General features: G+C 61.1%; 25 protein-coding genes. 13 read left to right on the forward strand and 12 right to left on the reverse strand.

Translation table 11 applies throughout. The features are described 5' to 3' along the window. Positions 1 to 3: 3 nt before the first annotated feature. Positions 4 to 612, forward strand: a complete 609-nt coding sequence (gene kdpC, locus RZS28_RS04630) for a potassium-transporting ATPase subunit KdpC (RefSeq protein ID WP_407340156.1) — start codon at positions 4 to 6, stop codon at positions 610 to 612. An 11-nt stretch (positions 613 to 623) separates the two neighbouring features. Here the strand turns inward: kdpC and RZS28_RS04635 are convergent, their stop codons facing one another. Together RZS28_RS04635 and RZS28_RS04640 are read right to left on the reverse strand one after the other, a co-directional pair. Further along, entirely contained in the window at positions 624 to 1,445 is an 822-nt protein-coding gene (locus tag RZS28_RS04635; protein WP_407340157.1) for a dimethylarginine dimethylaminohydrolase family protein, read from the reverse strand. A 169-nt stretch (positions 1,446 to 1,614) separates the two neighbouring features. Further along, complete coding sequence (locus RZS28_RS04640) at positions 1,615 to 3,057, reverse strand: short-chain fatty acyl-CoA regulator family protein (protein ID WP_407340159.1); 1,443 nt, start codon at positions 3,055 to 3,057, stop codon at positions 1,615 to 1,617. A gap of 222 nt (positions 3,058 to 3,279) precedes the next feature. Here RZS28_RS04640 and RZS28_RS04645 point away from each other — a divergent pair, with 222 nt between their 5' ends. The 4 genes from RZS28_RS04645 (at position 3,280) to RZS28_RS04660 (ending at position 10,208) form a co-directional block, all read left to right on the forward strand. After that, the gene (locus RZS28_RS04645; RefSeq protein ID WP_407341045.1) at positions 3,280 to 4,911 is read left to right on the forward strand and encodes an isocitrate lyase; all 1,632 of its coding nucleotides are present in this window, start codon (positions 3,280 to 3,282) and stop codon (positions 4,909 to 4,911) included. A gap of 435 nt (positions 4,912 to 5,346) precedes the next feature. Next, on the forward strand, positions 5,347 to 6,012 hold the full coding sequence (gene chpT / locus RZS28_RS04650; RefSeq protein WP_407340161.1) for a histidine phosphotransferase ChpT: 666 nt from the start codon (positions 5,347 to 5,349) through the stop codon (positions 6,010 to 6,012). Between the two features lie 351 nt (positions 6,013 to 6,363). Beyond that, complete coding sequence (gshB, locus tag RZS28_RS04655) at positions 6,364 to 7,407, forward strand: glutathione synthase (RefSeq protein ID WP_407340163.1); 1,044 nt, start codon at positions 6,364 to 6,366, stop codon at positions 7,405 to 7,407. A gap of 5 nt (positions 7,408 to 7,412) precedes the next feature. Further along, a complete protein-coding gene (locus RZS28_RS04660; protein ID WP_407340165.1) occupies positions 7,413 to 10,208 on the forward strand; it encodes a [protein-PII] uridylyltransferase in 2,796 nt (931 codons plus the stop codon). A 105-nt stretch (positions 10,209 to 10,313) separates the two neighbouring features. Here RZS28_RS04660 and RZS28_RS04665 read toward each other — a convergent pair whose 3' ends face one another. Next, positions 10,314 to 10,526 carry a hypothetical protein gene (locus tag RZS28_RS04665; protein WP_407340167.1) on the reverse strand — a complete coding sequence of 71 codons (213 nt, stop codon included), beginning with the start codon at positions 10,524 to 10,526 and terminating at the stop codon, positions 10,314 to 10,316. Between RZS28_RS04665 and grpE the strand changes: the two genes are divergently transcribed. Continuing rightward, positions 10,525 to 11,118, forward strand: a complete 594-nt coding sequence (grpE, locus tag RZS28_RS04670) for a nucleotide exchange factor GrpE (protein WP_407340169.1) — start codon at positions 10,525 to 10,527, stop codon at positions 11,116 to 11,118. The two genes, RZS28_RS04665 and grpE, sit on opposite strands and share 2 nt — an antisense overlap. Positions 11,119 to 11,346: 228 nt before the next feature. Here the strand turns inward: grpE and RZS28_RS04675 are convergent, their stop codons facing one another. Continuing rightward, positions 11,347 to 12,072 carry an OmpW/AlkL family protein gene (locus RZS28_RS04675; RefSeq protein ID WP_407340171.1) on the reverse strand — a complete coding sequence of 242 codons (726 nt, stop codon included), beginning with the start codon at positions 12,070 to 12,072 and terminating at the stop codon, positions 11,347 to 11,349. Between the two features lie 466 nt (positions 12,073 to 12,538). On the opposite strand from RZS28_RS04675, the gene RZS28_RS04680 reads away from it, so the two are divergent. Then, a complete protein-coding gene (locus RZS28_RS04680; protein WP_407340173.1) occupies positions 12,539 to 12,907 on the forward strand; it encodes a copper resistance protein CopC in 369 nt (122 codons plus the stop codon). 43 nt (positions 12,908 to 12,950) lie between these two features. After that, positions 12,951 to 14,978: a CopD family protein gene (locus RZS28_RS04685; protein ID WP_407340175.1), complete on the forward strand. Its 2,028-nt coding sequence runs from the start codon at positions 12,951 to 12,953 to the stop codon at positions 14,976 to 14,978. Between the two features lie 66 nt (positions 14,979 to 15,044). Here the strand turns inward: RZS28_RS04685 and RZS28_RS04690 are convergent, their stop codons facing one another. From RZS28_RS04690 to RZS28_RS04710, 5 genes are all read right to left on the reverse strand, one after another. Further along, positions 15,045 to 15,617, reverse strand: coding sequence for a nucleoside deaminase (locus tag RZS28_RS04690; protein WP_407340177.1), 573 nt, complete (start codon positions 15,615 to 15,617; stop codon positions 15,045 to 15,047). 77 nt (positions 15,618 to 15,694) lie between these two features. Next, entirely contained in the window at positions 15,695 to 16,192 is a 498-nt protein-coding gene (locus RZS28_RS04695; RefSeq protein WP_407340179.1) for a DUF2165 family protein, read from the reverse strand. A 666-nt stretch (positions 16,193 to 16,858) separates the two neighbouring features. After that, positions 16,859 to 17,686, reverse strand: a complete 828-nt coding sequence (locus tag RZS28_RS04700) for a hypothetical protein (RefSeq protein ID WP_407340181.1) — start codon at positions 17,684 to 17,686, stop codon at positions 16,859 to 16,861. 251 nt (positions 17,687 to 17,937) lie between these two features. Further along, complete coding sequence (locus RZS28_RS04705; RefSeq protein WP_407340183.1) at positions 17,938 to 18,801, reverse strand: hypothetical protein; 864 nt, start codon at positions 18,799 to 18,801, stop codon at positions 17,938 to 17,940. After that, entirely contained in the window at positions 18,791 to 18,967 is a 177-nt protein-coding gene (locus RZS28_RS04710) for a hypothetical protein (protein WP_407340184.1), read from the reverse strand. Before RZS28_RS04710 ends, RZS28_RS04705 begins: the two co-directional genes overlap by 11 nt. On the opposite strand from RZS28_RS04710, the gene RZS28_RS04715 reads away from it, so the two are divergent. After that, positions 18,966 to 19,829, forward strand: a complete 864-nt coding sequence (locus tag RZS28_RS04715) for a LysR family transcriptional regulator (RefSeq protein WP_407340185.1) — start codon at positions 18,966 to 18,968, stop codon at positions 19,827 to 19,829. The genes RZS28_RS04710 and RZS28_RS04715 overlap by 2 nt on opposite strands. Positions 19,830 to 19,905: 76 nt before the next feature. Here the strand turns inward: RZS28_RS04715 and RZS28_RS04720 are convergent, their stop codons facing one another. Together RZS28_RS04720 and amoC are read right to left on the reverse strand one after the other, a co-directional pair. After that, on the reverse strand, positions 19,906 to 20,493 hold the full coding sequence (locus RZS28_RS04720; RefSeq protein WP_407340186.1) for a hypothetical protein: 588 nt from the start codon (positions 20,491 to 20,493) through the stop codon (positions 19,906 to 19,908). A 428-nt stretch (positions 20,494 to 20,921) separates the two neighbouring features. Beyond that, positions 20,922 to 21,719 carry a bacterial ammonia monooxygenase, subunit AmoC gene (gene amoC, locus RZS28_RS04725; RefSeq protein WP_407340187.1) on the reverse strand — a complete coding sequence of 266 codons (798 nt, stop codon included), beginning with the start codon at positions 21,717 to 21,719 and terminating at the stop codon, positions 20,922 to 20,924. A 614-nt stretch (positions 21,720 to 22,333) separates the two neighbouring features. Here amoC and RZS28_RS04730 point away from each other — a divergent pair. The 4 genes from RZS28_RS04730 to RZS28_RS04745 all read left to right on the forward strand — a co-directional run bounded on the left by RZS28_RS04730 (position 22,334) and on the right by RZS28_RS04745 (position 25,297). Then, positions 22,334 to 22,864 carry a copper chaperone PCu(A)C gene (locus RZS28_RS04730; RefSeq protein ID WP_407340188.1) on the forward strand — a complete coding sequence of 177 codons (531 nt, stop codon included), beginning with the start codon at positions 22,334 to 22,336 and terminating at the stop codon, positions 22,862 to 22,864. An 84-nt stretch (positions 22,865 to 22,948) separates the two neighbouring features. Then, the gene (locus RZS28_RS04735; RefSeq protein ID WP_407340189.1) at positions 22,949 to 23,695 is read left to right on the forward strand and encodes a methyltransferase domain-containing protein; all 747 of its coding nucleotides are present in this window, start codon (positions 22,949 to 22,951) and stop codon (positions 23,693 to 23,695) included. Positions 23,696 to 23,914: 219 nt separating this feature from the next. Beyond that, entirely contained in the window at positions 23,915 to 24,622 is a 708-nt protein-coding gene (locus tag RZS28_RS04740; protein ID WP_407340190.1) for a CoA transferase subunit A, read from the forward strand. Positions 24,623 to 24,634: 12 nt separating this feature from the next. Further along, on the forward strand, positions 24,635 to 25,297 hold the full coding sequence (locus RZS28_RS04745) for a 3-oxoacid CoA-transferase subunit B (RefSeq protein ID WP_407340191.1): 663 nt from the start codon (positions 24,635 to 24,637) through the stop codon (positions 25,295 to 25,297). A 203-nt stretch (positions 25,298 to 25,500) separates the two neighbouring features. On the opposite strand, the gene RZS28_RS04750 is transcribed toward RZS28_RS04745, so the two are convergent. Beyond that, on the reverse strand, positions 25,501 to 25,908 hold the full coding sequence (locus RZS28_RS04750; protein ID WP_407340192.1) for a hypothetical protein: 408 nt from the start codon (positions 25,906 to 25,908) through the stop codon (positions 25,501 to 25,503). Positions 25,909 to 26,046 lie beyond the last annotated feature (138 nt).

Genomic DNA, 26,046 nt, shown 5'->3' on the forward strand with positions numbered 1-26,046 from the left:
GAAATGTTCAGCTATGTTAGCGGCGCGGTGCGCGCCTCCCTGGTGACATTCGCGCTTTGCGGCTTCGCCTACCCTCTGGCCGTTACTGGCGTCGGCCAGCTCCTGATGCCCGACCAAGCCAATGGAAGCCTTCAAAGGAGCGCCGACGGCAAGATTATCGGCTCCCGGCTGATCGGCCAGCAATGGAGCGATCCGCAATGGTTTCACGGCCGGCCATCGGCGACAATGGATCTGAGCGATCCGACCAAGGCGTCGCCCTATAATGCCGCGAACACGTCGGCCTCCAATCTGGGGCCGACGAGCAAGGCGCTACAAGACCGCTTGACCGGCGATCGCGAGGCCCTCGAACAGGCGCAGCCGGAACTGGCCGGCAAGGCGCTGCCATCGGACATGCTGACGACATCGGCCTCGGGCCTCGATCCCGACATCACGCCGGCGAATGCGTCGCTTCAGGCGCCGCGCGTGGCCAAGGCCCGCGGCGCGCCGCCGGAACAGGTCGCGGCTCTGGCAGAGCAGCACATCACGTCTCGGAGCCTCGGGATCTTCGGCGAGCCGCGCGTCAATGTTTTGGAGCTCAATCTTGCGCTGGAGAAAGCGTTTCCAAGAAAATAAAATTGACGAGTCTAGGTCTCGACCAGCTTGAGCGTCAGGCACTTGGCCGCGCCGCCGGCTTTCATGAACTCCGACAAGGGCGTAATGACCGGCGTGAAGCCGGCGCCGCGCAGGCGAGTCTGCAAGTTTTCCGACGCGTCGTTCATAAAGACATGGCCGTCCAGATCGACGGCGTTGCAGCAGAATTTCAGGGCGTCGGCCTCCTCGACCGCGATGCGTTTGGCCGGAGGAATTAGAGCTTCAATCAACGCGCGCGACTTTTCGTCGAAGGCCGCCGGAAAATACAGCAAATGCCCGCCCTCCAAAGGGCACAGGCATGTGTCGAGATGATAAAAGCGCGGATCGACCAAATTCAGCGCCGCCGTCTTGCGGCCCAGCATTTTTTCCAAAAGCGCGGGCACCGCGGCGTCCGACCGAAAGCCGTGACCGACCCATAGCAAGGCCTGCCCGCGATCGAATAAGGCGTCGCCCGCCCCTTCAAAGTGAACATCCTGCGGCCAGTCCAGAATTTTGAAGCCGTTTTCCGCGAACCAGGCGCGGTTATGCGGCTCCTCGCCCCGTCTCTCGACGCTGCGGAACCGGCTTAGGATGACTTTCCCGCTCAAAACGAGGCCGGCGTTCGCGGTGAAGACAATATCCGGCAGATCTCTTTGCGGTGGCTCCAGCGCCAGTTTTGCGTGTTGTGCTATCGCATCGCGCAAGCCGTTCCATTGCCGGTGCGCCAGGGCGTCGTCGGTATTTGCAAAATGCCCTTCCATCCATGGATTGATCACATAAGCGACCTCGAAATGATCGGGCGGACACATAAGGATAGTCTGCGGGAACGACGTCATAAGGTCCTATCCATTTGCATGTGGGAGACGTCGTCCGACGCGACGCTTGGCGTTCGCCCGCAATCGGGCTCAAGCGAATCTTGGCTCCTGCATCCTAAGACTTGATTTCTTTGCCGCCGAACTGTTGTCGACGCAACACAGATCGTTAGCGGCGGCAGCTGGCTAAACTTTACCCATCCTTGAACGTGAAGGGCGAGACGTTGCGCATGGTTTCGTCGATCGTCAGCGTGCGCAAGGCCGGCGGCGCGGCGCGTTGCGGGCAGGCGGGACGGTCGCAAAGACGGCAATTGACGCCGATCGGCGTCGCGTCCAGGGCGTTGAGGTCCAGGCGTTTTCCGTAGACGAGGCGGCGCGCGTATTTGATCTCGCAGCCAAGCCCAATCGCGAAGCGCGGTTCGATCGCCCCCCAAGGCGTGATCGCGCGGCGCACCGTCCGGGCGACCGAAAACCATTGCGATCCATCGGTGAGCTCGACGACCTGGGTCAGGATGCGGCCGGGATCGGTGAAGGTCGCGTGAACATTCCACAAAGGGCAGGTTCCGCCGGAATGCGCGAAGGGAAACCGGCCGGACGAAAACCGTTTCGAGACATTTCCCGCAATATCGACGCGAACGAGGAAAAAGGGAACGCCGCGCGCGTTCGGCCGCGCGAGCGTCGTCAGCCGATGCGCCACCTGTTCGAAGCTTGCGCCGAAACGGGCCGCCAAGACCTCGACGTCATAGCCGAGCAGCTCGGCGGCTTCATGGAAACGGGCGTAGGGCATCATCACCGCGCCGGCGAAATAATTGGCGAGGGTGACGCGGAGCAATTTTCGGCTCATGTCGTCGCTCGGCGCGAGCCGCGCGGCGACCTCGTTCAAGAGATCGCTGAATTCGCTCAAGGCCAATTGATAGGCCGTCTGGAAGGTGCGGCCGGGCTGATCCATCGCCTCGGAGATCATCAATTGCCGGCGGTGGTGGTCATACCAGCGCAGCCGATCGCCCATGACCTCAAGAGGCAGCGCCCTGACTCGAACGCCATGGCGGGCGCGAAGGTCGTCGGACAAGGCGAAGAACAGGTCGCGGCCGGCCGGAAGATCGGCGGCGAATGCCTCGGCCGCGTCGTCGAGCTCCGGAAAATGGTTGCGAGCGTCCCGCAGAATGGATCTGATCCGGTCGATCGGGCTTTCGCCCAGGAAGGATTCGGCGCGGTCCGGGTCGGCGTTGGCGAAGACGCCGGCCTCGCTCGCCTCCCTGGCGGAGGAGTAGGCGCGATAAAGCCGGACCATGGCGGCGAGCAGCGCGGGCGAATGTTCCGCCGCATCGCGCATTTCCGCGCGCGGGACCGCCGCTTCCCGGAACAAGGGGTCGGCCAGGATTTGCTCCATCTCGCCGACCGACTGCTCCCCGTCGGTCTCCATGAAGTCGCGCGGATCGACGCCATAGACATCGGTGAGCCGGATCAGGACCTGGACGGTAATTGGGCGCTGGTTGCGCTCCATCAAGTTCAGATAGCTCGGGGAGACGTCTAGCTCGTCCGCCATGCGCGCCTGGGTCAGCTGGCGCTCGCGCCGCAGCCGCTTGAGCCTTGGACCGGCGAAGATTTTTCGTGGCGCGGCGCTTTCTTGATTCATTGTGTAAATATATTTACCTATAGACACGATGACAATGTAAACTTTTTACACACAAACTTTATTCTAGGGCAAATGTCTTGGTGACGAGGCAAGCTCTCGCCTATATAAGCCTTGGCCTTCCATCTCCGTCGCGGATTTTGTCAATTAATGTGAATTTGATGCGAATTTGGAGAAAAATATGAGGGGCCGCTTGGCTTCGAAGACCAGACTAAGGGACGCATGATGACTTATCAAAGCAAGATCCCCCAGGCGGGGCAGGCCAACGAATATCAAAGCCATATTGCCCAGGTGAAGCAGCTCGTCGAACGCCACAACGGCGCATGGGATGGCATTAATCCTGAGTCGGTCGCCCGCATGCGTCTGCAGAACCGCTTCCAGACCGGCCTCGACATCGCCAGATATACGGCCGCCATCATGCGCAAGGATATGGCGGCCTATGACGCCGATCCGGCCCTTTACACCCAGTCCCTGGGCGTCTGGCACGGGTTTATCGCCCAGCAGAAGATGATCTCCATCAAGAAGCATTTCGCTGGGACCGACCGCCGCTACCTGTATCTCTCCGGCTGGATGGTCGCCGCGCTCCGCTCCGAGTTCGGCCCGCTGCCGGACCAGTCCATGCACGAGAAGACGTCGGTGCCGGCGCTGATCGAGGAGCTTTACACTTTCCTGCGCCAGGCGGACGCCCGCGAGCTCGGCGGCCTCTTCCGCGCCATCGACGCCGCCCGCAAGGCCGGCGACAGCGCCAAGGAACAAGAGCTGCTGACGGCGGTCGACAATTTCCAGACCCATGTGGTGCCGATCATCGCGGACATTGACGCGGGCTTCGGCAATGCGGAGGCGACCTATCTTCTGGCCAAGAAGATGATCGAAGCGGGCGCCTGCGCGCTCCAGATCGAAAACCAGGTGTCGGACGAAAAGCAGTGCGGCCATCAGGACGGCAAGGTTACCGTGCCGCATGAGGTCTTCCTCGCCAAGGTGCGCGCCTGCCGCTACGCTTTCCTCGAGCTCGGCGTCGAGGACGGCATTATCGTCACGCGCACGGATTCGCTCGGCGCCGGCCTCACCCAGCAGATCGCGGTCAGCCGCGAGCCGGGCGATCTCGGCGACCAATACAATTCCTTCCTCGACTGCGAGGAAGTCGCGCCCGGCGACGCTCATAATGGCGACGTCATCATCAATCGCAACGGCAAGCTGCTGCGGCCGAAGCGCCTCCCCAGCAACCTCTACCAGTTCCGTCCCGGCACCGGCGAGGATCGTTGCGTGCTCGACAGCATCACCTCGCTGCAGAACGGCGCCGACCTCCTTTGGATCGAGACCGAAAAGCCGCATGTGGAGCAGATCGCCGGCATGGTGGATCGCATCCGCGCCGTCATTCCCAACGCAAAGCTGGTCTATAATAATTCGCCGTCCTTCAACTGGACGCTGAATTTCCGCCAGCAGGTGTATGACGCCTGGAAGGCGGCCGGCAAGGACGTGTCCGCCTATGACCGGGCGGCTCTGATGAGCGTCGACTATGATTCCACGGATCTGGCCGCCGAGGCCGACGAGCGCATCCGCACCTTCCAGGCGGTGGGCTCGAAGCGGGCGGGCATTTTCCACCATCTCATCACGCTTCCGACCTATCACACGGCGGCTCTGTCCACCGACAATCTGGCGAAGGAATATTTCGGCGAGCAGGGCATGCTTGGCTATGTCCGCAACGTTCAGCGCCAGGAAATCCGCCAGGGCGTCGCCTGCGTCAAGCACCAGAACATGGCGGGTTCCGACGTGGGCGATGATCACAAGGAATATTTCGCCGGCGAAGCGGCCCTGAAGGCGGGCGGCGCTCACAACACGATGAACCAGTTCGGCTAACAGACCGGCGCCTATCGAGAGAGAAGACAGAGCGGCCCCGAGCGCGATGCTCGGGGCCGCTCTGCTTTTTGGCGAGCATTGGCGTCATGCGCCGCCGATCCGCCCAGTTTCAAGAATTCGTTAACCTTTTCGACACAGGCTGGCGCAAGCGCAGTCGTAGAGCCCTTGTTGAGCCGCCGCCAAAATCTAATAAAAGCGTGAAGCCCCTGGGAAGAACTTTGGACGAGGATGAAAGCCGTTCGGCGCGCCGAGCTGCGACCTTCGAAACCTGTGGATTTTTTGTCTCAGGCCTTTTGGAAGCCACAGAAATTTAAGAGCCTGGTTCTATCTCATATCGAGTCCCGCTTTCTGGCGGCCTGGGGGCTGAACGAAAATGACAGCCAAGGGCCGAACCACTCCCCGCAATGGTCATCACAGCGATAAATGGATGACAAGATGACGGTTTTCGCCCTCGACGCGCTCGATCTCGCGGCTCTTCTCTGCTCCCGGGTTTGCCATGACGTGATCAGCCCTGTCGGGGCCATCGTCAATGGCCTCGAAGTTCTCGAGGATGAGAAAGACGCGGAAATGCGCGGCTTCGCCTTGGAGCTCATCAAGAAAAGCGCCGAGACGGCTTCGGCGCGTCTGCAATTCTGCCGATTGGCCTTTGGCGCGGCGGGCTCGGCCGGGGCCTCAATCGACACGGGCGACGCCGAAAAGGTCGCGCGCGGCCTGTTGGCGGACCAGAAGACGCAACTCGAATGGCATGCGCCGCGGCTCTTGATGCCGAAGAACAAGGTCAAGCTCATCTTGAATTTGTGCCTGATCGCGGCCGCGGCCATCCCTCGCGGCGGGGTCATCACGGTCGCTACAGGCGGCGTCGAAGAGGCGATCCGCATCGCGGTCTCGGCAAGAGGCCAGAACGCCAAGCTCGCGAGCCATGTGCCGCATCTCCTCGCTGGGACGCCGGATCAAAATTCGGTCGACGCGCATGGGATACAGGCGTTTTACACCGGCCTCGTCGCCAAGGCCGCGAATATGAGCCTCAACATCGCAATGGCGAGCGATCTCGTCACGATCGAAGCCGCGCCGGCGCCAGCGATCGTCGAGGCGGTGGCGTAGCGTCCCCAACCGTTGCAGAGCGTTAAAGGCGAGACAGACGATCGAATCGTCTGGCCGAACGACATTCGTCCGCGCGCAGGATCGGCCGCATCGGCCAGAAACCGCGGACCTCAGCGTAAAGCTGCAGAGCGCGATCGCGCCCGCGAGACCGTCGCTGCGGCGCCGGCTTGACGAACCTCCCTCTCCCATGCGCCATGCTAGAGCGCTTCCCGATCGGATGGACTCATCTGATCGAAAAGGAATCGCTCAGTTTCAAAGAGTTGGAGCATGTTCTGATCGAAAAAGTCGATCAACTTTTTCGGAACGTGCTCTAGCGGCAAAATCCCGATCTCCGCCGGAGAAAGCTCGTCCATGTCGTTGAATGTCGCTGTCCAGATGGACCCTGTCGAAAAGATCAATGTCGCCGGCGATTCGACCTTCGCCCTCATGCTGGAGGCGCAGGCGCGCGGCCATCGGCTGATTTATTACACCCCAGACAAGCTTTCGCTCGTCGACGGCCGCGTCGTGGCGCAGGCCGCGCCGATCGAGGTGCGCGACGTCAAAGGCGACCATTTCACCTTGGGCGAGCGCAAGCGCGTCGATCTCGGCGAGTTCGACGTCGTGCTGTTGCGCCAGGACCCGCCCTTCGATCTCGCCTATATCACCTCGACGCATCTGCTCGAGCTTTTGCCGCCGGCCGTGCTCGTCGTCAATGATCCGGCGAGCGTGCGCAATGCGCCGGAAAAGCTTTTCGTGATGAATTACCCGCAGCTGATGCCGCCCACCCTCATCACCCGCGACAAAGAGGCGATCGAGAGCTTCCGGGAGGAGCATGGGGAAGTGGTGATGAAGCCCTTGCATGGCCATGGCGGCGCCGCTGTCTTCAAGATCAGCCGCAAGGACCCCAATTTTGGCTCGCTTTACGATCTTTTCGCCGTCACTTTCCGCGAGCCCTGGGTGGTGCAGCGCTTCCTGCCGCAAGTGAGCGAAGGCGACAAGCGCATCATCCTCATCGACGGCGTAGCGGCCGGCGCGGTGAACCGCGTGCCGGCGGAAAACGACATACGCTCGAACATGGTGCGCGGCGGCGCCGCTGCGGCGACGGAGTTCACCGAGCGTGAAAAGGAAATCTGCGCGACGATCGGTCCTGAGCTGAAGCGGCGCGGCTTGGTCATCGTCGGCATTGACGTCATCGATGGAAATCTCACCGAGATCAATGTAACATCCCCCACCGGAATAAGGGCGATCAAGCGGCTCGGCGGCCCCGATCTGGCGGCCGCCGCATGGGATGCGATCGAAGCGAAAAGAAAGGCCAGGCCCGCCTTGCCCTTGGCGGACGGAGAGCCCAAATCCAATTGGTTCTTGCGAAGGATGCGCGGCGGCCGGCGTCCCTCAGCCAATAGTCGGACCAGATGAGCGCCATGCTCGATACAGTTTCGCCGGCGCGGCGCCGGCGCAGCCGGATGATCTTGCCGCAGACGGCGCTGATCGATCGAGCCGGGCTTCGCGCCAAGCTCGCGGCGCTCCACGCCGGCGGCGAGCCGGCCGCCGACTTGCGCAAGAATGTGATCGCCCTGTTTCGCGCCGCTCTCGACCAGGGCCGGGCTCTGGCCCAAAAGGCGCTCGAAACCAATGGCGGCGGGCTTGCCTGCGCCGGCCAGCTGGCGCATGTCGAAGACGAGCTGATCCGCGCAATCCACGAATATGTAATCGCATATATTCATCCTGAGGAAGGCGACGCGGCCGGCAAGGCCTGCGTGATCGCCGCCGTCGGCGGTTATGGCCGCGCGACGCTCGCGCCGGGCTCCGACATCGATCTCCTTTTTCTTCTGCCCGACTCATCGCGCGGACATGGCGAGCGCGTGGTCGAGGCGATTCTCTATGTCCTTTGGGATCTCGGCCAGAAGGTCGGGCATTCGACCCGCACGGTGGAGGAGTGCCTGACCGAGGCCAAAGCGGATATGACCATTCGCACGGCGTTGCTCGAGGCCCGCTTGCTCCTCGGCGACAGACGCCTGTTCGAAAGGATGCGGACGCGTTTTGAGCGGGAGATCGTAGCAGGAACGGCGGCGGAATTCGTCGCCGCCAAGCTCGCCGAACGCGATGCGCGCGTCGTGCGGGCGGGTCGCTCGCGCTATCTCGTCGAACCCAATGTCAAGGAAGGAAAGGGCGGCTTACGCGATCTCAACACGCTGTTTTGGATCGCCAAATACGTCTACCAGGTGCGCGAAGCGGCTGATCTGGTCGGCGCCGGCCTGTTTTCGCGCTCCGAATACCGGCTCTTCTGCCGCTGCGAGGAATTTCTTTGGCGGGTGCGCTGCCATCTCCACTTCCTGACCGGGAGGGCGGAGGAAAGGCTCACCTTCGACCATCAGCGCCAGATCGCCGCGCGGCTCGGCTATTCGACCCGCGGCGGCCTCGCGAGCGTCGAGCGCTTCATGAAGCATTATTTCCTCATCGCCAAGGACGTGGGCGATTTGACCGCGATCGTCTGCGCCGCGCTGGAGGAAAAGCAGGCGAAGCCTTACGCCAAGCTCGATCGTTTCGGGCCTGGGCCGCGCACGCAGAAAATGTTCGCAACCGGCGATTTCGCCATTGAAAATGGCCGCGTCACGGTTCCGGGACCTGAAGTTTTCGCCCGCGACCCAGTCAATCTCATCCGGCTGTTCTGGGTCGCCGATCGCAACGGATTGGCGGTCCATCCCGACGCGACGAGATTCGTCACGTTGTCCCTGAAGCTCATCGACGCGAAATTGCGCGAGGACGCTGAAGCGAACCGGCTCTTTCTCGGAATTCTGACCTCGCGCAACTCGCCGGAGATCGTGCTGCGGCTCATGAACGAGGCCGGCGTTCTCGGACGTTTCGTGCCGGACTTCGGCCGCATCGTCGCGTTGATGCAGTTCAACATGTATCACCATTACACGGTGGACGAGCATCTTCTGCGCGCGGTCGGCAATTTCGCCGATATCGAACAGAATAAGCTTACCGGCGACCATCCTCTGGCAAGCGAGGTCCTGCATTCAATCGGCAATCGGACCGCCGTCATACTGGCGCTTTTCCTGCACGACATAGCCAAGGGGCGGATGGAAGACCATTCCTTGGCCGGGACCGCCGTCGCGCGCGCGCTTTGTCCTCGTCTCGGCCTCTCGGAAGCCGATACGGAGACTGTCGCCTGGCTCGTCGAAAATCATTTGATCATGTCCGATACGGCGCAACGGCGCGATCTCGGCGACCGCAAGACGATCGCCACTTTCGCCAACTGCGTCCAAACGATCGAGCGGCTGAAAATGCTGTTCATCGTGACGATTTGCGACATACGCGCCGTCGGGCCGGGGGTCTGGAACAATTGGAAAGCCGAGCTGCTGCGCACGCTCTATTGGGAGACCGAGGTCGTGCTCGCCGGCGGCCATTCGACGATCGACCGCAAGCGGCGCGTGGCGCAAGCGCGCGCGGAGCTGCGGAGCGCCCTGCCGGCATGGACGGACCTCGATTTTGAAGCCTATGCCGCTCGCCTTCCACAGGCCTATTGGCTGAAGACCGATCTCGCGCAAAAGACCCTTCACGCCAAGCTCATGAACATGACCGAGGTCGAGATGCCTGGGCCGGTGACGCATATTGTCGCCGACTCTTCCCGCGGCGTGACCGAGCTCACCGTCGTCGCGCCCGATCATCCGCGGCTCTTGTCCATCATCGCAGGCGCCTGCGCGGCGGCGGCGGCCAATATCGTCGACGCCCAAGCGTTCACGACGACGGACGGAACAGCCCTCGACACTATTTTCGTGTCGCGCGCCTTCGACTTTGACGAGGATGAACTGCGGCGCGCCGGCAGGATCGCCTTCGCGATCGAGCACGCGCTCAATGGCGCCATCAAGCTGCAGGACATGGTCGCTACAAGGGCCAGCCAATCGAGCCCCAAGCTCAACACGTTTCGGCTCCATCCCGAAGTCACGATCGACAATACGCTATCCAATCGCTTTACCGTCATTGAAGTGTCGGGCCTCGATCGTCCGGGCCTCCTGTTCGATTTGACGACGATCCTCTCCAGGCTCGATCTCAACATAGCGTCGGCGCATATTGCGACATTCGGGGAAAAAGCCGCCGACGTCTTCTATGTCACCGACCTCTCAGGCGCCAAAATCACTTTGCCTGAGCAGCAGGAGCTGGTCCGCCGCCTTCTCCTGAAGACTTTTCTGAAACCCTTGGCGGCGGCCACGTAGCGCCCGAGGAATCGGCGCTGGCGCCCGCGCCCCGCTGGAACGAGCTGGCTCCAAATGACGGGGCGGTCTACGACGGAAAAGTGACAGTTCTTTTGACCATCTTGATCATCGAACAAGTCCCGGCCGATCGCGTCCATCTGGCGGCGCGGCGGCGAAAGAAAAAGAAAATCCGTGAAACGAACGGGCCGCTGGCGCTTTAGAACTGTTCGGCGCAAAGCCGACGCCCGCCCTCAAGCTGGGCCATTTGCGGAAGAGCTTGATTTTTGCCGGCGGAAAACTGATATCCCAACGTGGTTTGTCACTCAGCAGAGCGATCATGAACGATTCAAAGAAGCCCAATAATGACGCGACCAATGCAAGCGGGGACGCCGCGGCGCTTGCCGATCAGGCGGCGAAGCAGCGGGCCGGCGATCCCGATCCTTTCGCCGTTCTTGAGAATCTTCAGCTCGAAAACGCCGATTTGAAAGACAAACTTCTCCGCACGCTTGCGGACATGGAAAACTTGCGCCGGCGCACTGAACGCGAGGTGGCCGACGCGAAGGCCTATGGCGTGACCTCGTTCGCCCGCGACATGCTGACATTCGCCGATAATCTGCGCCGCGCGATCGAGAACGTTCCGGCCGAAATCCGCGAGCGAGCGGAAGGTCCAGTACAGGCGTTGATCGACGGCATAGAGCTCACCGAGCGCGACTTCGCCTCTCGGCTCGACAAATATGGCGTGAAGAAACTTGATCCGCAGGGCGGGAAATTCGACCCGAATATGCAGGAGGCGCTTTTCGAGGTGCCGGACGAGAGCGTCCCGAACGGGACGGTCGTGCAGGTGGTCGAACCGGGCTACGCCATCGGCGATCGAGTCCTTCGCCCTGCCAAGGTCGGCATCTCGCGCGGCGGCCCAAAAGCGGCGAGCTAGGCCCGCCTCTGCAACTATCCCGTCATTTGTTGTTTATCCGAGCGCGACGCGGCCTCAAAAAGAAGTTTCCGGCGAACCATCGTTCACCGGAAACCAGCGCCAAGCGCACTAAGTTTTAGCTGATTCCGCAAGGTCCCTGCTCGGCCCCGAGAGCCGAGCTCTCAAAACCGCTTCGCCCACATGACCCGCGGTCCGAGGGCAAGCGCCCCGGACTACGTGTTCGCTAAATCAGAACTTGACCGTGACGCCAGTCCCGATGACCCACGGGTCGAGCTGCACATGCGTGCGAATTGGAATGCCCAATCCAACAAGGGTCCCGTTTGCATCCGTGGAGAGGAACAGCTTCTTGGCGTCGACATACACGCCGAGGTTCTGCGTGAGCATAATGTCAGTGCCGAGCTGGAGAGCCAGCCCGAAATTCTGGTCGACGCTGAAATTATTCACGAGAATGCCGTCGGAGATATTGCCGAAGTTGAGAAGATAGACGGCGCCGATGCCGGCGTAGGGCTGAATGGGGCCCCATTGCGTGATGTGATATTGCAAGAGCGCCATGGCGGGGCCCCAGCGCGTGCTTCCCAGGAGATCGGTCCCGAAGATGCTATTGGCGGTGAACCCCGTCGCCTTGAGATGCAGGGTCGGCGGCACGCCGGCGCTCAAAGCAATCGCGATATTGGGCGTGATGAAATATCCGAGCTCCAGCCCCACTGTGTAATTCGGCCGGGTCGCAATGTTCGAAATGGTCGCGATGCCCGCAACATTGTTAAAGTAGCCGCCCCCGGTGGATTGCGCGTTGGTGTTAAAGAACGCGCCGAGCGCCCCCACATGGAGGTAGAACGTTGGGGCCGGCGGGGGCAGAGGCTCGACCAGCGTTGGCGCTAAGTCAGCCGCCTCGGCACGAGTGATCGCGAGGGCGGCGATCAACGCCGCGGCACATAAGCGCATTGCAGACATCATGGACTTCCCTCCTCTTTCTGTCGTTGAAGGGTTCACGCCAACACGATTTTTTGTCAATCGATCGTTGCAGCTTGCGCTTCATCCGTCGTCCGCTATGACTTATTTATCACATTTTGCAGGTGCTAAGATCCCTGCATGCGGGAACCGCCAGACACTCGATTGCAGAGCCGCGGATTGCGACGAAATGAGCCAGTTTGCGCGGCCTGATCGTTGCCAGTTTGACAATGACAGACGCGGGATAAGATGGTAGCGGTCGATAAAGTAAATCGAGGTCGCAATGCTGCGATCCAGCTTTTAGCTATTAGGGAGGAACGAAAGCGTGAATCTCGATTTTCGTCGCCATTGCGACTTTTCTCGGCGCGGTCATCTTCCTCTCCATAGCGAAAATCTCGGACCCGGCGATCGACAATTGGCCGGGGCGCCTTCGCGAGCGGTGCGCCGCGCGTTCATCTTTGGCTTCGCGGCTATGTTTGGGTTTGGGGTTTGCGTTTCCGGGGCGCTTGCGCATTCGCGGCTTGTGCGGTCGGAGCCGCCGGCGCGGGCAGTTCTCGACTCGGCGCCGAAAGAGCTGAAGCTTTGGTTCAACGAGTCGATCGAGCCGGCCTTCGCGAAGCTATGGCTGGTTCCGGCGAGCGGCGACAAGGTTCCTCTCGAAAACCATGGCGACCCCTCCGACCCGCGCCTGCTGATCGGCCTCCTTCCCGACAATTTGCCGAATGGGCCGGTGGTGATCGCCTATCACGTCCTGTCGGTTGACGGCCATGTGGTCGAGTCGCAGCTCACCTTCAATGTGGGGGCCGCAAACGCGGGCGCTGCGAAAGCTTTGACGCAATAGAACGACGAAATAAAACCACAATAAAAACAAGGTCGCTTGGAACATGCTCGACCCGCTTGCCATTGCGCGAGCCGTTGCGACGATCGCGGCCGCGATCGTGTTGGGTTCCGGCTTTTTGATCTGGTACGCGCAAGACGCGCGGGCGTCGTCGGGCGGCCTCGAATGGCGCCGCCGCGTTGTTCTTTTGATCGCAGCCTCGGGCGTCGTCGGCCTCATCGCGACCGCCCTCTTTGCAACATGGACCGCGTCCGGCGCGGCCGAGGCCGGGACCTTGGCGTTCAACGCCGGGGCGCTGCAGGTCTTTCTCCGGCAAACCTGGGCCGGCCGGGTCATGGCCGTCGAGATCGGCTACGCCTTCGCGGCGGCTCTGCTTGCCGGCGTCGCCTGGCTCCGGCTCGAAAAAACCTCGACCTCCGACCTGTCGCTGCTGGCCGCGATCGTCGCCGGCCTCGGCCTGGCGACCTTCTCCTTCGCGAGCCATCCGACCTCGGCCGATCCGAAAGCGCTCGCGATCTTCGCCGCCATCGCGCATCGCATAGGGTTCGGCCTCTGGCTCGGCGGCCTCCCCGCCCTCATCCTGCTGATCGGCGTCGGTCCGGTCGCCGACGACAGCCGCCGCCTGGCCGCCCTCATCCTGCGCCAATTTTCCCAGATCGCCACGATCGCCATGGCGGCGATCCTTGTCAGCGGCGTCGTGCTGACTTGGCTCATCCTCGGCGAATTCGCGCCGCTGATCGGCACGACCTACGGTCGCCTGCTGGTCGCCAAGCTGCTCTGCCTCGCCGGCGTGCTGGCGATCGCGCGCAGCCTGCAGCTGAAGCTGCTGCCGGAGCTTGAAGGAAAACCCTCCGACGCCACGTTCCTGAGCTACGCCAGGCGGGTCAAGGTCGAAACGGCTTTGGCCGTCCTCATCGTGATTTTCGCCTCTTATCTGGCCGGCCGCAACGAGCACGAAGACATTGTCTGGCCGCTGCCGTTCCGCTTCTCGATCGCAGCGACCTGGGGCGGGCCGTGGGTCGCGGCCTATGTGATCGGCGGCGCGGCCCTGGCCTTGCTCGGCCTCGGCCTCATCGGCCTCGCCGCCTTCCCCAAGCTGCGGCCGGCCAGCTTCAAGCCAGGCCAGACCCGCCCGGCTTTCATTGCGGGCGCCGTCGTCGCCGTCGCGGGAGCCGGCTTGGCGCTGCCCGCCATTTCGGTGCAGGCCTATCCCGATACGTTCCTCGGTTCGGACATTCCCTATTCGGTGGAGGCGATCGCCAGCGGCCTCGATCATTTCGAGCAAAATTGCACGCCCTGCCATGGGGTCAGCGGCTTGGGCAACGGCCCCTTGGCGAAGACCTTGCCGCGAATTCCAGCCGACTTCTCGGCCCCGCACACGGCGCTGCACACCGGCGGCGACCTCTATTGGTGGGTGACCCATGGCATTCTGCCTTCCGGCATGCCCGCCTTCGACGAAATATTGAGCGAGGACGCGCGCTGGGAGATCATCAATTTCATGGGCGCCTTCTCGGTCGGCTACCAGGGCCGCGTCATCGGCCCGACGATCGCGGTCGGCCAGGCCTGGATGGCGCCCCCCGACTTCTCGCTGACCGATGAGAATGGCGTCACCGGCCTCGATGTCGATTATCGCGGCAAATCCGCGCTTCTTCTCGTGTTTTCGCCGGGCGGCGCGGAGGATGAGGCGCGGCTCGAGCAATTGCTTTCCGCCCGCCAGCGCCTGAGCGATCTCGGCGCCAAGATCGTGCTAATAGCTCCGCCCAAGACGGGCGACGCCTTGCGCGAGCGCGCGGCGGGCAAGATCCTCACGGTGAATCAGAACCAGGACTACGCCTTCGCCGCCTATGGCCTGCTCACCCGCACTTTCGCCGACGCGAAGGTCGACGCGGCGCGGGTCCCAATCGAGCATGTGGAGTTCTTGATCGACCGCTCCGGCTATATTCGCGGCCGCTGGATCCCGTCGCAGGAGAGCGGCGCCGGCGGCTGGGGCGACCTCAGTCTTCTAGAGGAGCAGCTGCAGCTCCTCGCAAAGGAGCCCCTCAGAGCCCCACCCCCAGACGTCCACGCCCATTGAGCGGCTGCTCTGCGAGAGGCGTGCTCAGCTTGCGGCGAAGCGTCGGCGCGAGCCAGCCTTAAGGGTTCACGCCGGAAACAGCGCCAGGGCTTCGGCGGCAAGCACGCCGCCGGTGATGGCGACTTTCGCGAAGGGGGCCGCGTTCGCCACCTCCCGGCTGGAAAGCATGATCTGCCCAAGCTTCGTTGCGAGCTCGTCGATCGAGGCCGCGAAAACCACTCGGCCGATGCCGCACCACAGGATGGCGCCCATGCACATGGGACAAGGCTCGCCGGAGGTGTAGAGCGTCGTCCCCTGAAGCTCCGCGGCCGGCCGCGACGCGACAAAGCGACGGATCGCCTCCATTTCCCCATGCGCGGTCGGATCGTTGTTGGTTCGGCCCAGATTTCTGCCCGTGGAGACCACTTGCCCGTCGCGCACGATGACGGCGCCGAAGGGCATGTCCCCCCGCGCCGCCTCCGCGATCGCCATTCGCATGAAATGCTCGTCTTCGGGAAGCGGCGCCGTGTAAGTCGCGCCCGCCGAAGCCGGCCCTGACGCGCTCAGGGCGACCCCGACGAGATCGGCCCAAAGCAGCGTCGAGAGCGCCCGGCGCCGATCGAAACTATTCGCCTCGCCGAATGAAGCCCTAGGGCGCATGCGCACGCTCATCCTCCCCCTCCCACTTTCGACGAGAACGACGCGTTGCAACCGCCCCGCCCCCACGCTTTCCGGCTTCAGGCCGGCTCCTCGTCCTTGAGCGAGACGAAAATCAGGACGCCGAGCATGATCACGACAATGCGGAAGGCGCTCGGCACGCCATCCCAGGTTTGCGACTGCCACATGCCGAACCATTCACCGCCCACAGCGACGAAGCCGCCCTCGTAGAGCAGGAAGCCGAGCGCCAGCCCGGCGACCGCGAAGCTTTTGGCCTGTTGGAACGGCTGAGCCTTCGCCTTCAATTGGCGAGCCATCATTATCGCGCCGATGGCGTTGAGCCCCGCCACAAGGATCTCAACCACAATAATCAGGACATAGCCCACATGATGGAGGATGGGCGATGTTACGGCCCGCCAACGGATGTCGGACTGCGGAAAAATCTGGTCCATGTCGAGCACATGGGTGACGAAGACGAAGTTCGTCCAATAGTCGGTAATATTGTTGAAGGCGACAAGCGAAACATAAAAGGCCACGGCGGCGACGCAGCCGATTTTGGCGAGGCGGATGGCGAGCACGCAGGACCCCTCGATGGCGCGGACCAGTTTTTAAAACATAACACGATCCCGCCGCGCGCGTCCCGAACTCCATCCGCCGGGACTCTGACTTGTCCACAAAGCCAGTCAGCGAAGCTTTTCGCCAGCCCGCAAAGGCGCGCGCTTCCTCTTGAGCGATAAAGTCGTCTAGTCGCGACCTTCCGCCATGGCTTTCACTAATGCTAATCGCTCATACATGCTTCTAGGGCATCGCCGCGGCGACCGAAAATCGAGGGCATTCGCCCTCGACCTTTTCATCCGAAATCAAACTCGAGTTGGCCGGGCCATCGCCTAGTATGGGCGCGGACGTGCTCAAGCACGCCGAACCTATGGCGATCATATGCCCGGACATGGACGCGAGGTCGCATTGACCGTCTCCGTGCCGGTTCCCCTTGAAAACGGCGACAGGACGTGCGATCTTCTATCGTTACCTGAAGTGCGCGAACTGCCTCCCAAAAGCGGTGCGGGTTTGCCACTTTTAATGAGAATGGCGGAGCTAGGCCCTTACGAGCGGACCGGTAATGTCCGGGTTATGAACCACATAACGCATCTCCTTTCTCTCCGTCGGCGCTTAAAGCGTTCCCGGCCAAGAGAACCCGCTTCCTGCGCATGAAGCCTTTTGAACCGGTTGGCTAATCGCCAACCGGTTTAGCTTTGTCCCGTCTGTGATACGCTCTCAACGGTGATCTTGAGATCAACTGGCGAAGAATCATCGTCGTAAATCTGGGACACATTCATCGCAAAAGTCCGAAACCAACGAACGCGTTGCGCTGCCGGCCATTGTTCGCCAGTTGATGGAATTTTTTTTAGAAGTTCGACTAGCAGGGGATCAAGGGCGAGATCATCGTCGCCGCCGTTGCCTGCGCCGCTCCCAACATGGGTGGTCGTTGACGGTGGTTCTATCGGCCGGGTGTCAGGCTTAGATTTCACCACAGGAAGAGTCAGACGTTCGGTTCCAGCCCAATAGAAACCAGCTTGTTTTGCAGATCGGTCGAAAACTTGGCGGGCCTTGTCAGTCTGTTTCGAGGAAACCCCAAGTCCGGCCATCTCGCGCTCAAGGGCAGCGGGTGGTGGCAAGGTATAACCTTTGTATTTTTCGTATACAGCTCTGTATAGGGGAACCGTAAGAAAGGCATCAACGCGCGCGGCTTCTTCCTGTGAAGGGTCGACGATGCGGAGCCCTAGAGGCGTTAGCGTGACACTCCCTCTCTCGTATTCACAAAGTCCGAAAATGCGAGGATATGCAAGGCGAGCACGAAATGCTCCTCCGTTTGCAGCAACCCGCAAATGACCTGCCAATTGCTCAATTAGGCAACTTTGGCCGCCGACCGCATGCACCCCCTTGGCGAAGTCAACAGCATCGTCCAAGTCACCATAAGGGAACTGGATCGACGAGACCTCCCGTTTAGACTCGACGGCAGCGGAGCCGGCGCCAGGCACAGACTCATTTATGTTCTCGGCTCGTTCTTCCTGCATCGCGGGCACCCCATTCAGCGGAGACCACGCCTTATATGCGGGCACGGGTGGCGAGTCAATACAAAATGCGGATTTTAGCATTTATCCGCACTTTAGTATTTTTCAGGCAGCATTCGGGTAGGTTTCACTATGTTTTAGGGTGGGGATGACCGGAGCCGGAGGCACTACGCACCGAAATGATTAGTACTTACGTCAAGGAGATAATCGCTTAATTTTATCACGAAACCGGCTCCTGCTTCGCCAATCTCGCTTCAAGGCGACTTCGCCGCGGCGCCCTGAATGAAGTCGAGCATCGCCGCGTTCATGCCCGGCCATCGACTATGCGGCCCGCCGGTTTCGCAATAGGCGACGCGCCGCCCCGCAGCGCATCCGGAGAAATCGCGGCAGCCTTCGGCGATCCCCTCGAGATCAAGGGGCGCGCAGGCCGCGCATTGGCCCCAATAGGCGGCTGCCCCGCGGCCGAAGTCGGGGAAAAGGGCGTCGGCGCGGCTGTGGACGATCAAGACCGACGCCACCGATGGACAGGGCAATGTGTCGAGGTCTTCGCGCGTGATCCCCGCCGCGCTCGCAACGATGGCGCGCGGGGCGACGCCGGAGTCCGGCACGGAGGCGGTTATTCCCTCGGCCATGGTGGCGCCGTCGGAATGCCCGACATAGGCTATCGACGCCGGATCGACGCAGAACAAGCTTTCAACCGTCGAGGCTACCTTGGCCTGCTGCGAAACAGCTTGGCGCGACAGTCTCAGATGGTCGCTGTAGGCGACGATGAACCCACGCCCTGTCGCCTCTGTTGTGAGGCCGTAGAAAATCTCCGCCCCCCGCCGGTCCTGTCCAGCGGGCGGGTAGACGACAAGCAGCGGATAGGCGCGCGTCGGATCGTAATCGCTCGGCGTGCGCACGGTGATCTTGAGACCGTCGGCGGTTTTCACGCTGTCGTCGAGGCCCGCCTGGCCGGCTCGGCTGCCGGGACTGCAAGCTGATGCGACGCCGACGTCGAGCCCGGCCGAAGCGGCGTCGGGCCGAGCCGGAGCCGGCAAGAAAAACCGGACCCCAAACGCCGTTAGCGCGAACGCTGCGATCAGAGCAATCGCCAGCCGTGAAAGACTAAGGCGCATCGAAGGGTCTCCAAGCGATCGAGCCGATGTGCATAGATAATTGAATTTCAAGTCCCGCCCAATCCACGCCGCCAAACAATCCGGCGAAGCTGTCGCGCAACGACTCGGCCAAGCTTGAAAACAAATTTCTTTTTTCTGTCCAACTAAGTCGATATTTATCGCGCATGGAACTCTATCAGATAAAACATTTCGTCGCCGTCATCGAGACAGGGAGTTTCACGAAAGGCGCTCAGCGCGCGGCGGTGTCGCAGCCCGCGATCTCGGCCAGCATAGCAAGACTCGAAGCGGAGCTCGACGTCAAATTGCTCGACCGCCGGCGCTCCCCGGTTGTCCCAACGGCGGCTGGAGCGCATTTGCTTGAGGCGGGCAAAGCCATTCTGAACGCCTGCAATAAGGTGAAAGCCGAACTCAAGACGATCAACACGCCGAAGCTTCTGAGAATAGGGATCCTGCAATCGCTTTCGAGCCGCCACGTTTCCAAGCTGCTGAGCTCTTTCCGGCGCGCCAACCCGCTTGTCGCAATCGAAGTGTTTGATGGGTCTTGTGAGCAATTAATCGAATTTCTCGACGAACAGCAGCTCGACGCGATACTCACTATCTTGGATGGCGACGCCTCTAAATTCGCGAGTCAGGTTCTGTTCAAAGAGCCCTACGTGTTGGCTGTCCCTGAGGATCATCGCTTCGCGCGGCGGCAAAGCGTGACGCTCGCCGATCTTCACGACGAGCCTTTTATCTTGCGGACGCGTTGCGACTTTTATCATGACGCAGCCAATGTGCTCGTCTCTCGCGGCGTCAAGGTGCGGGTTGTGTATCAGACGGACCAGGATGACAGGGCCCTGGCTCTCGTCGCGGCTGGAATTGGATTAGCCTTTGTTCCCGCTCATTTCGACGCGCCCGGCGTCAAGCAGGTGCCCGTTTCGGATCTGGGAATCGTCCGGGAGGTCGGGCTCATGTGGTCGAGCGATCGAAAGGACGCCGATCTCGAAGAATTCATCAAATTCGCGGGGCGCCGCTGCTGGGCGGATTGACCGTTTCCCAAATTGATCGCCAAAAGTGATGCGACGCCCAAACGCCTGACGAGGCGTCGGCCCCGACCGCATTGATTCACGCCTTCTTGCTCGACGGGACGGCTCCGTATCTCCGCGAATAAATCCAATAGCCGAAAGCCCCCGCGACGATGGACGCGGCGATCAAGCCATAGAACAATATGGCTCCTCTATGGGCTTGTCCCACGGAGAACGGGAATTGGGAAACGTAGATCTGGCCATGCTCGTTCTTGACCGTGACGATTCCATGATATGTGCCAGCGCTGGTGAAGTTGTGCTGAAAGCTGATGATGCCTGTCGGGTAAAGCTTGGCAGGCAAATGCCGTTCCGTGACCGAGTCGAGAGCTTCAGGCGCCACTTCGGCGTCGCTCAGGATGTTTGGCGCGCCTGACATATCGGCGCCGCCGCCAACGTCCTTGATGACGCGAATGTCGGCCATCATGTTGCGCAGCTCGGCGTCGACATAGTCGAGCACGATAATGACCGGCCCAATATTGGGAATATCCCTGCAAAATTCCGCGCGGGGATCTTGCGCCTGATAGGCCGTGACATGGATGAGATCCGGCCCAACCCTCAACACGCACTTGCTGTCATTGTCCGAGCTCAAGATGGCGTCGGCGCAGGCGACGGAGGATAGCAGACTCATTGCAAAGAGACCGGCGCTTGCCGCTCGAACGAACATCTTTCCACCCTCTCCAAATTGCTTCCCCCGCCGGAGCTCTGCGGCTCTCGCGGGGGAACTGGCGTTCTTAACGCGCCTTTGCTCCGCCGGACATTATTGCCGGACCGCCGGCGCCGGATTATCGGAGCAATTTCAGTTTGTCACAATCCCCAAAAGCAGTTGTTCCCTAGAGCGGGTCCTTTTCGGTCGGACGGAATCATCCGATCGAAAAGGACCCGCTCAAATTCAAAGAGTTGGAGCAGGCTCTGATCGAAAAAGTCGATCAACTTTTTCGGAAACATGCTCCGGGGCGGCCGTTCCTCAAGCCGGTTGTCCTTCGAGAAACGACCGCGTCCTCGGTCAATCGCGGGCGGTTCGGATCTTCAAACGATCCTCGCCGCCAACGCTCATTATTATTCCGCCGGCTCGAGGCCGACGACGTCCTCATAGCCAGCGCAAAGCTCCTTGATCCGGCCGAGGATCTGCAGCGACACGCCGAACACCGCGAGGGCGAACCAGCCGAAGAACACGAACATCCAGTGCAGAGGAGCGACGAAAAGCTCTTCCATGAACCAGAACGTGTGGCCCCATTCATTGAGCGCGACGTTCGGGAAGATCATGAACGGGCCGACGAACAGCAGCAGATAGGCGATCGAATAGCCATGCGAGCCGAAGGTCGGGAGCCGGGTCCGAGCATAAACGAAGCCGCCCACACCGATGATGATGTAGATCGGATAGCTCATGTAGAACTCGATGATGTGGCTTGGCGTGAAGTCGGTGTCGCGAATGACCGTCTGATGCCAGGTGCCGTCCTGCTCGGTGAAATAGCTGGCGCCCCAGTAGATCGCGAGGCCGTAGACCAGGATCCAGTTCAGCAGGTAGAAGATGCGCCGCAACTCTTCGCGCGGGGCGACGGTTGCAAGATCATTCGGGCGCGTCTTCCAGAGATAGCCGATGATCCCAAGGAAGGAGATCAGCTCGAGCGGCTCCTCGATGTAGAGGATGGTCATCCAATATTTCTGGAATTCCGGGGAGAACGAGTCCAGCCCGGCGTACCAGCCGAAGACTTGCTCGTAGATGCGCACGCCGATGTAGAACAGGGACAGAACGGCGCAGCCGATGACCATCGGCTTCGGATCCCATACGAGCTTCGCTGCAGAGGCCGCTGTGGCGTCCGCGCGGCTAGGTGTTGTTTCAGTTATCAGGCTCATCTCATATGCCTCTTTGATCGATTCCCCGCGCCGATAGCGGGCATGATGCTTACGTCTCATGCTCCTTCAGCGTGCCGGGAGGTTACGCGCGGCGCATGAGCAGATAAAATCGTTTATTGTTATCCGCCCCATCGAAAATAGTTATGCCCTTGCCGCCGCGCCGCCGCTTGTTCCTGGCGTTGAGGGAATTAGTCCAAGGATCTACTTGGATCGGCTTCAAAATCGTCTCATCGAAAGAGCCCTAAGGCGCAAGATGCGCTATTTCGCGGAAGTCGCTGAAATGAATGCGCCTCGGCGCGAAAAGCGCGGCGACGCAAATTGCGCCGGAGTCTCCAGGCGGGAGAGAACGGCTTGGGCCATGCTCCTTGATTTAGAGCCAAGGCGCCGCATGAGCCGGTCGGCGGCGGCGAGGAGAGGCTGCCGGCTCAGAGCCCCGCCAACAGCTGCGACCTACTGTCGCGATCGGCCGCCGCGCTAAAGGTTAGCTCGCTGGCGCAGAAGGAAAGCGACCCGCGGCCGATGTTTCGCATTTCTTGCTCGCTTGACCCGTTCCATGCTTAATGCCCGCAAAATACTTCAAGTCGACGCCGGTCGATCAAGCTGGAGGACGTGCAATGAAGGTTTCGGTTCTGCCGACTATTGTGTCTCTTGCGCTCGCAATCGCGATGTTTTCGCCGGCCGCCGCGCATCAAGTGGCCGTCGGCAAATTGAAGATCGGGCATCCATGGGTTCACGAGGCGGCCGAAGGCGCGCCTGGCACCTATTCCTGCATCATCGAAATCCATAATGACGGCGACGAGCCGGAGCGTCTTCTAGGCGCCACGATCGAAGGCGCGGGCGCGGGCGTATTGTACAAGCTGACCGAGAGCAACGGTCATTTTACGTCGCAACCGTTTGAAGAAGGTCTCGTCATTCCTGCGCATGGGAGCGTCGAGCTGTCGCCGACCACCTATCAATTCAGGTTCGGCAAGATCACGAAGGCCCTGACGGCGGACGACGAAGTCGACGGAACTCTCGTGTTCGAGAAGCTGCATAGCGTGCCGGTCACCTTCATGGTCGAGCAGGACGACACGGCGCCGAAGGAAGACGCGGCCTCGGCTGAGGACGAACATGCCGGGCACGACCACGCCCATCATAAGATGTGAATGGGGAACGCGTCGAAGAAGCTTTGCGGCGTCGCGAAGCTTTTTCCGCCGAGCTTACGAGAGCTATTTCCGCCGATGACGAATATGTCGACGATTCCGACCGACCGAGCTGAGCGGCTTTTCTCCGGGCCGATCGGCGCGGAATATGAAATGCTGAAACTCATCTGCCCGGCCGCGGCGGCGATTAGTCTCCGCGTCGGAGAGTTTGTCGCAAGCCTGCCCGCCCGGCCAACACGGCCGCTCGAATTGTTCGAAATTGGCTGCGGCACCGGGATCACGACCCAGGCGCTGCTCGAAGCGCGCCCCGACCTCGCCATCACCGCCGTCGACAACGAGCCGACAATGCTTGCGCAGGCGCGCGGCAATCTCTCGCGCTTCGTGGATCAGGGGCGCGTGCGGCTGGTCGAGGCGGATGCGCTGTCCGGCCTGCGGGAGCTTCCGACCGAGAGCGTCGATGTGGTGGCCTCTGGCTATGCCGTGCATAATTTTCTCAACGGCTATCGGGACCGGGTGCTGTCGGAGATTTTCCGCGTGCTGCGGCCTGGCGGCCTGTTCGTGAACGGCGACCGTTATGGCCTCGACGACGACGCCGAGCACACGCGTCTGACCCAGGAAGAGGCGCGCCATTATTTCAAGGCCTTTTCCGCCATCGGTCGCTACGACCTGCTGGAGCAATGGATCATCCATCTCTTCAGCGACGAGTCGGCCGATCATCTGATGCGGCTCGGCCCCGCGCTGACGAAGATGCGGGACATCGGTTTCGATCCGGCCGAAGTCCATTTCCGCGACGGCGTCAACACACTCCTGACCGCCGCCAAACCCGCCGCCTAAGCCCGCCAAAACGCGGCTGGATCATTTCATCGCCTAGACTATAATGGCGGATGAGGCGGCGCGCGCCAAGGCGTCGGCTCGACCGCGAAAAGGCTCGAGACCGCGCGATCTCGGGTTTTTTTGCGTCGTAATCATGCGAAAAGGCTGGCTTGGGGCCGTCGAGCCAAGGCCATTTATCCGGCTGGACGAAGGCGACGGCCGGCGGACAAGGTCACGCCCATGGATAAGATAGTCAAGGACGCTCGCTCGGCTTTGGCCGATGTGGTCAAGGACGGCATGACTCTCATGTGCGGAGGGTTTGGCCTTTGCGGCATACCACAGGTTTTGATCGTCGCGCTCCGCGATCTCGGCGTCAAGAATCTGACCGTGATCTCGAACAATGCGGGCGTCGACGGCGGCGGCCTCGGGCTTCTGCTCGAGACAAGGCAGATCAGGAAGATGGTTTCATCCTATGTCGGCGAGAATAAGCTTTTCGAGCAGCAATATCTTTCCGGCGAGCTCGAGCTCGAATTCAATCCGCAGGGCACGCTCGCCGAGCGGATCAGGGCCGGCGGCGCCGGCATCCCGGCGTTCTTCACAAAGACGGGTGTCGGCACCATCATCGCCGAAGGGAAGGAATTGCGCGAGTTCGACGGCGCGACCTATGTCATGGAGCGCGCCCTCACTGCAGACGTCTCGCTCGTCCACGCCTGGAAAGGCGATACGGAAGGCAATCTCGTCTATCGCAAGACGGCGCGAAACTTCAATCCGATGATGGCCGCCGCCGGCAAGGTAACCGTGGCCGAGGTCGAGCATCTCGTCCCGGCCGGCGAGATTGATCCGGACGGGATCCATACGCCCGGCATCTTCATCCACAGCATCGTCCACACGCCAAATATCGTCAAGGCGATCGAGAAGCGAACGACTCGCCCGCCCGCCGCCGCTTGAGGAGGATTCTGAATGGCCTGGACCAGGGATCAAATGGCGGCGCGAGCCGCCAAGGAATTGCGCGATGGGTTTTACGTCAATCTCGGAATCGGCATTCCGACGCTGGTCTCGAATTTCATCCCGCCCGGCATGAGCGTTCAATTGCAGAGCGAGAACGGCATGCTCGGCATGGGGCCTTTCCCGTTTGAGGGAGAGGAGGACCCGGACCTCATCAACGCCGGCAAGCAAACCATTACCGAACTCCCGACGACGAGCTATTTCTCCTCCGCCGATAGTTTCGGCATGATCCGAGGCGGCCATATCGATCTCGCCATCCTCGGCGCGATGGAGGTCAGCGAACATGGCGATCTCGCCAATTGGATGATCCCCGGCAAGATGGTGAAAGGGATGGGCGGCGCGATGGATCTCGTCGCCGGCGTCAAGCGGGTTGTGGTGGTGATGGACCATACGGCCAAGGGGCAGACGAAGCTTCTGCATCATTGCACATTGCCGCTGACGGGCTCGGCGGTCGTCGATATGGTGATCACCGATCTCGCCGTTTTCACCATCGACAAAGAGGGCGGCGCCGGCATGACCCTTGTCGAACTGGCGGAGGGCGTCACGCTCGACGAGGTCAAAGCGAAGACCGAAGCGGCGTTCAAGGTCGCGCCGGATCTCGCGACAAGAGCCGCCTGAACGCGCCCTCTTCCGGTGCTGCTGCCTTTATTAGGCCGGTGATCTAGCTCTCGCGGGCGGCCCGCAATTTCTCAGTTAACAGGCATATAGAGCATGTCCCGAAAAATTTGCTCGAATTTTTCGATTGGGACATGCTCCAATTCTTTATTGTTTTCGATCAGATGAACCCATCCGATCGCGAAACGCTCAACCTCCACAAGGAGCTAATGCGCCAGTTCGTGTTCGGCCATGCCGGAGGCGACATTCGAAGCGCCGGCCAATTGCACCTCTATGTCTCTCGCGGGGTTGTAGGTGAGGTCGATCTGATAATAAGTGGACCCTGTTGGCAGATGGATCAGAAGAAAGGGAAGCCACAGGCCGGCGCGAGCGAGCAGGATGTTGTAATTGCCGTCATCCCAAATCCACTCGTAGGTTCCCGGCCCTACATTGGTGGGACCAGGGCCCAATATGGCTTGCGCCAGATGATCCTTTATCGCCCATCCGAACCCCGGCAAAGTCACTGTATTACTCCCAGGAGTAGGCGGGATTGCGACCGAACCTCCCGTCTCAATATCGGCGAGCACTACGGCGCCTGCGGAATTGTTGGTAAAGTTTCGAATGTAAGTTGTCACGGTCACGTCTCCATGGTTGCCAAACTTGGCGTCTGCTCCTGGCCTCGATGACCAAAGGGAGCATTTGTTCGATACCCCCCGCATCCACGGATCAGAGTGGGTTTTCACACCATTTGACGTTTGAGATCAGAATTTTTT

It is taken from the genome of Methylocapsa polymorpha (assembly GCF_045689225.1).
GTDB classification, from domain to species: Bacteria; Pseudomonadota; Alphaproteobacteria; order Rhizobiales; family Beijerinckiaceae; genus Methylocapsa; species Methylocapsa polymorpha.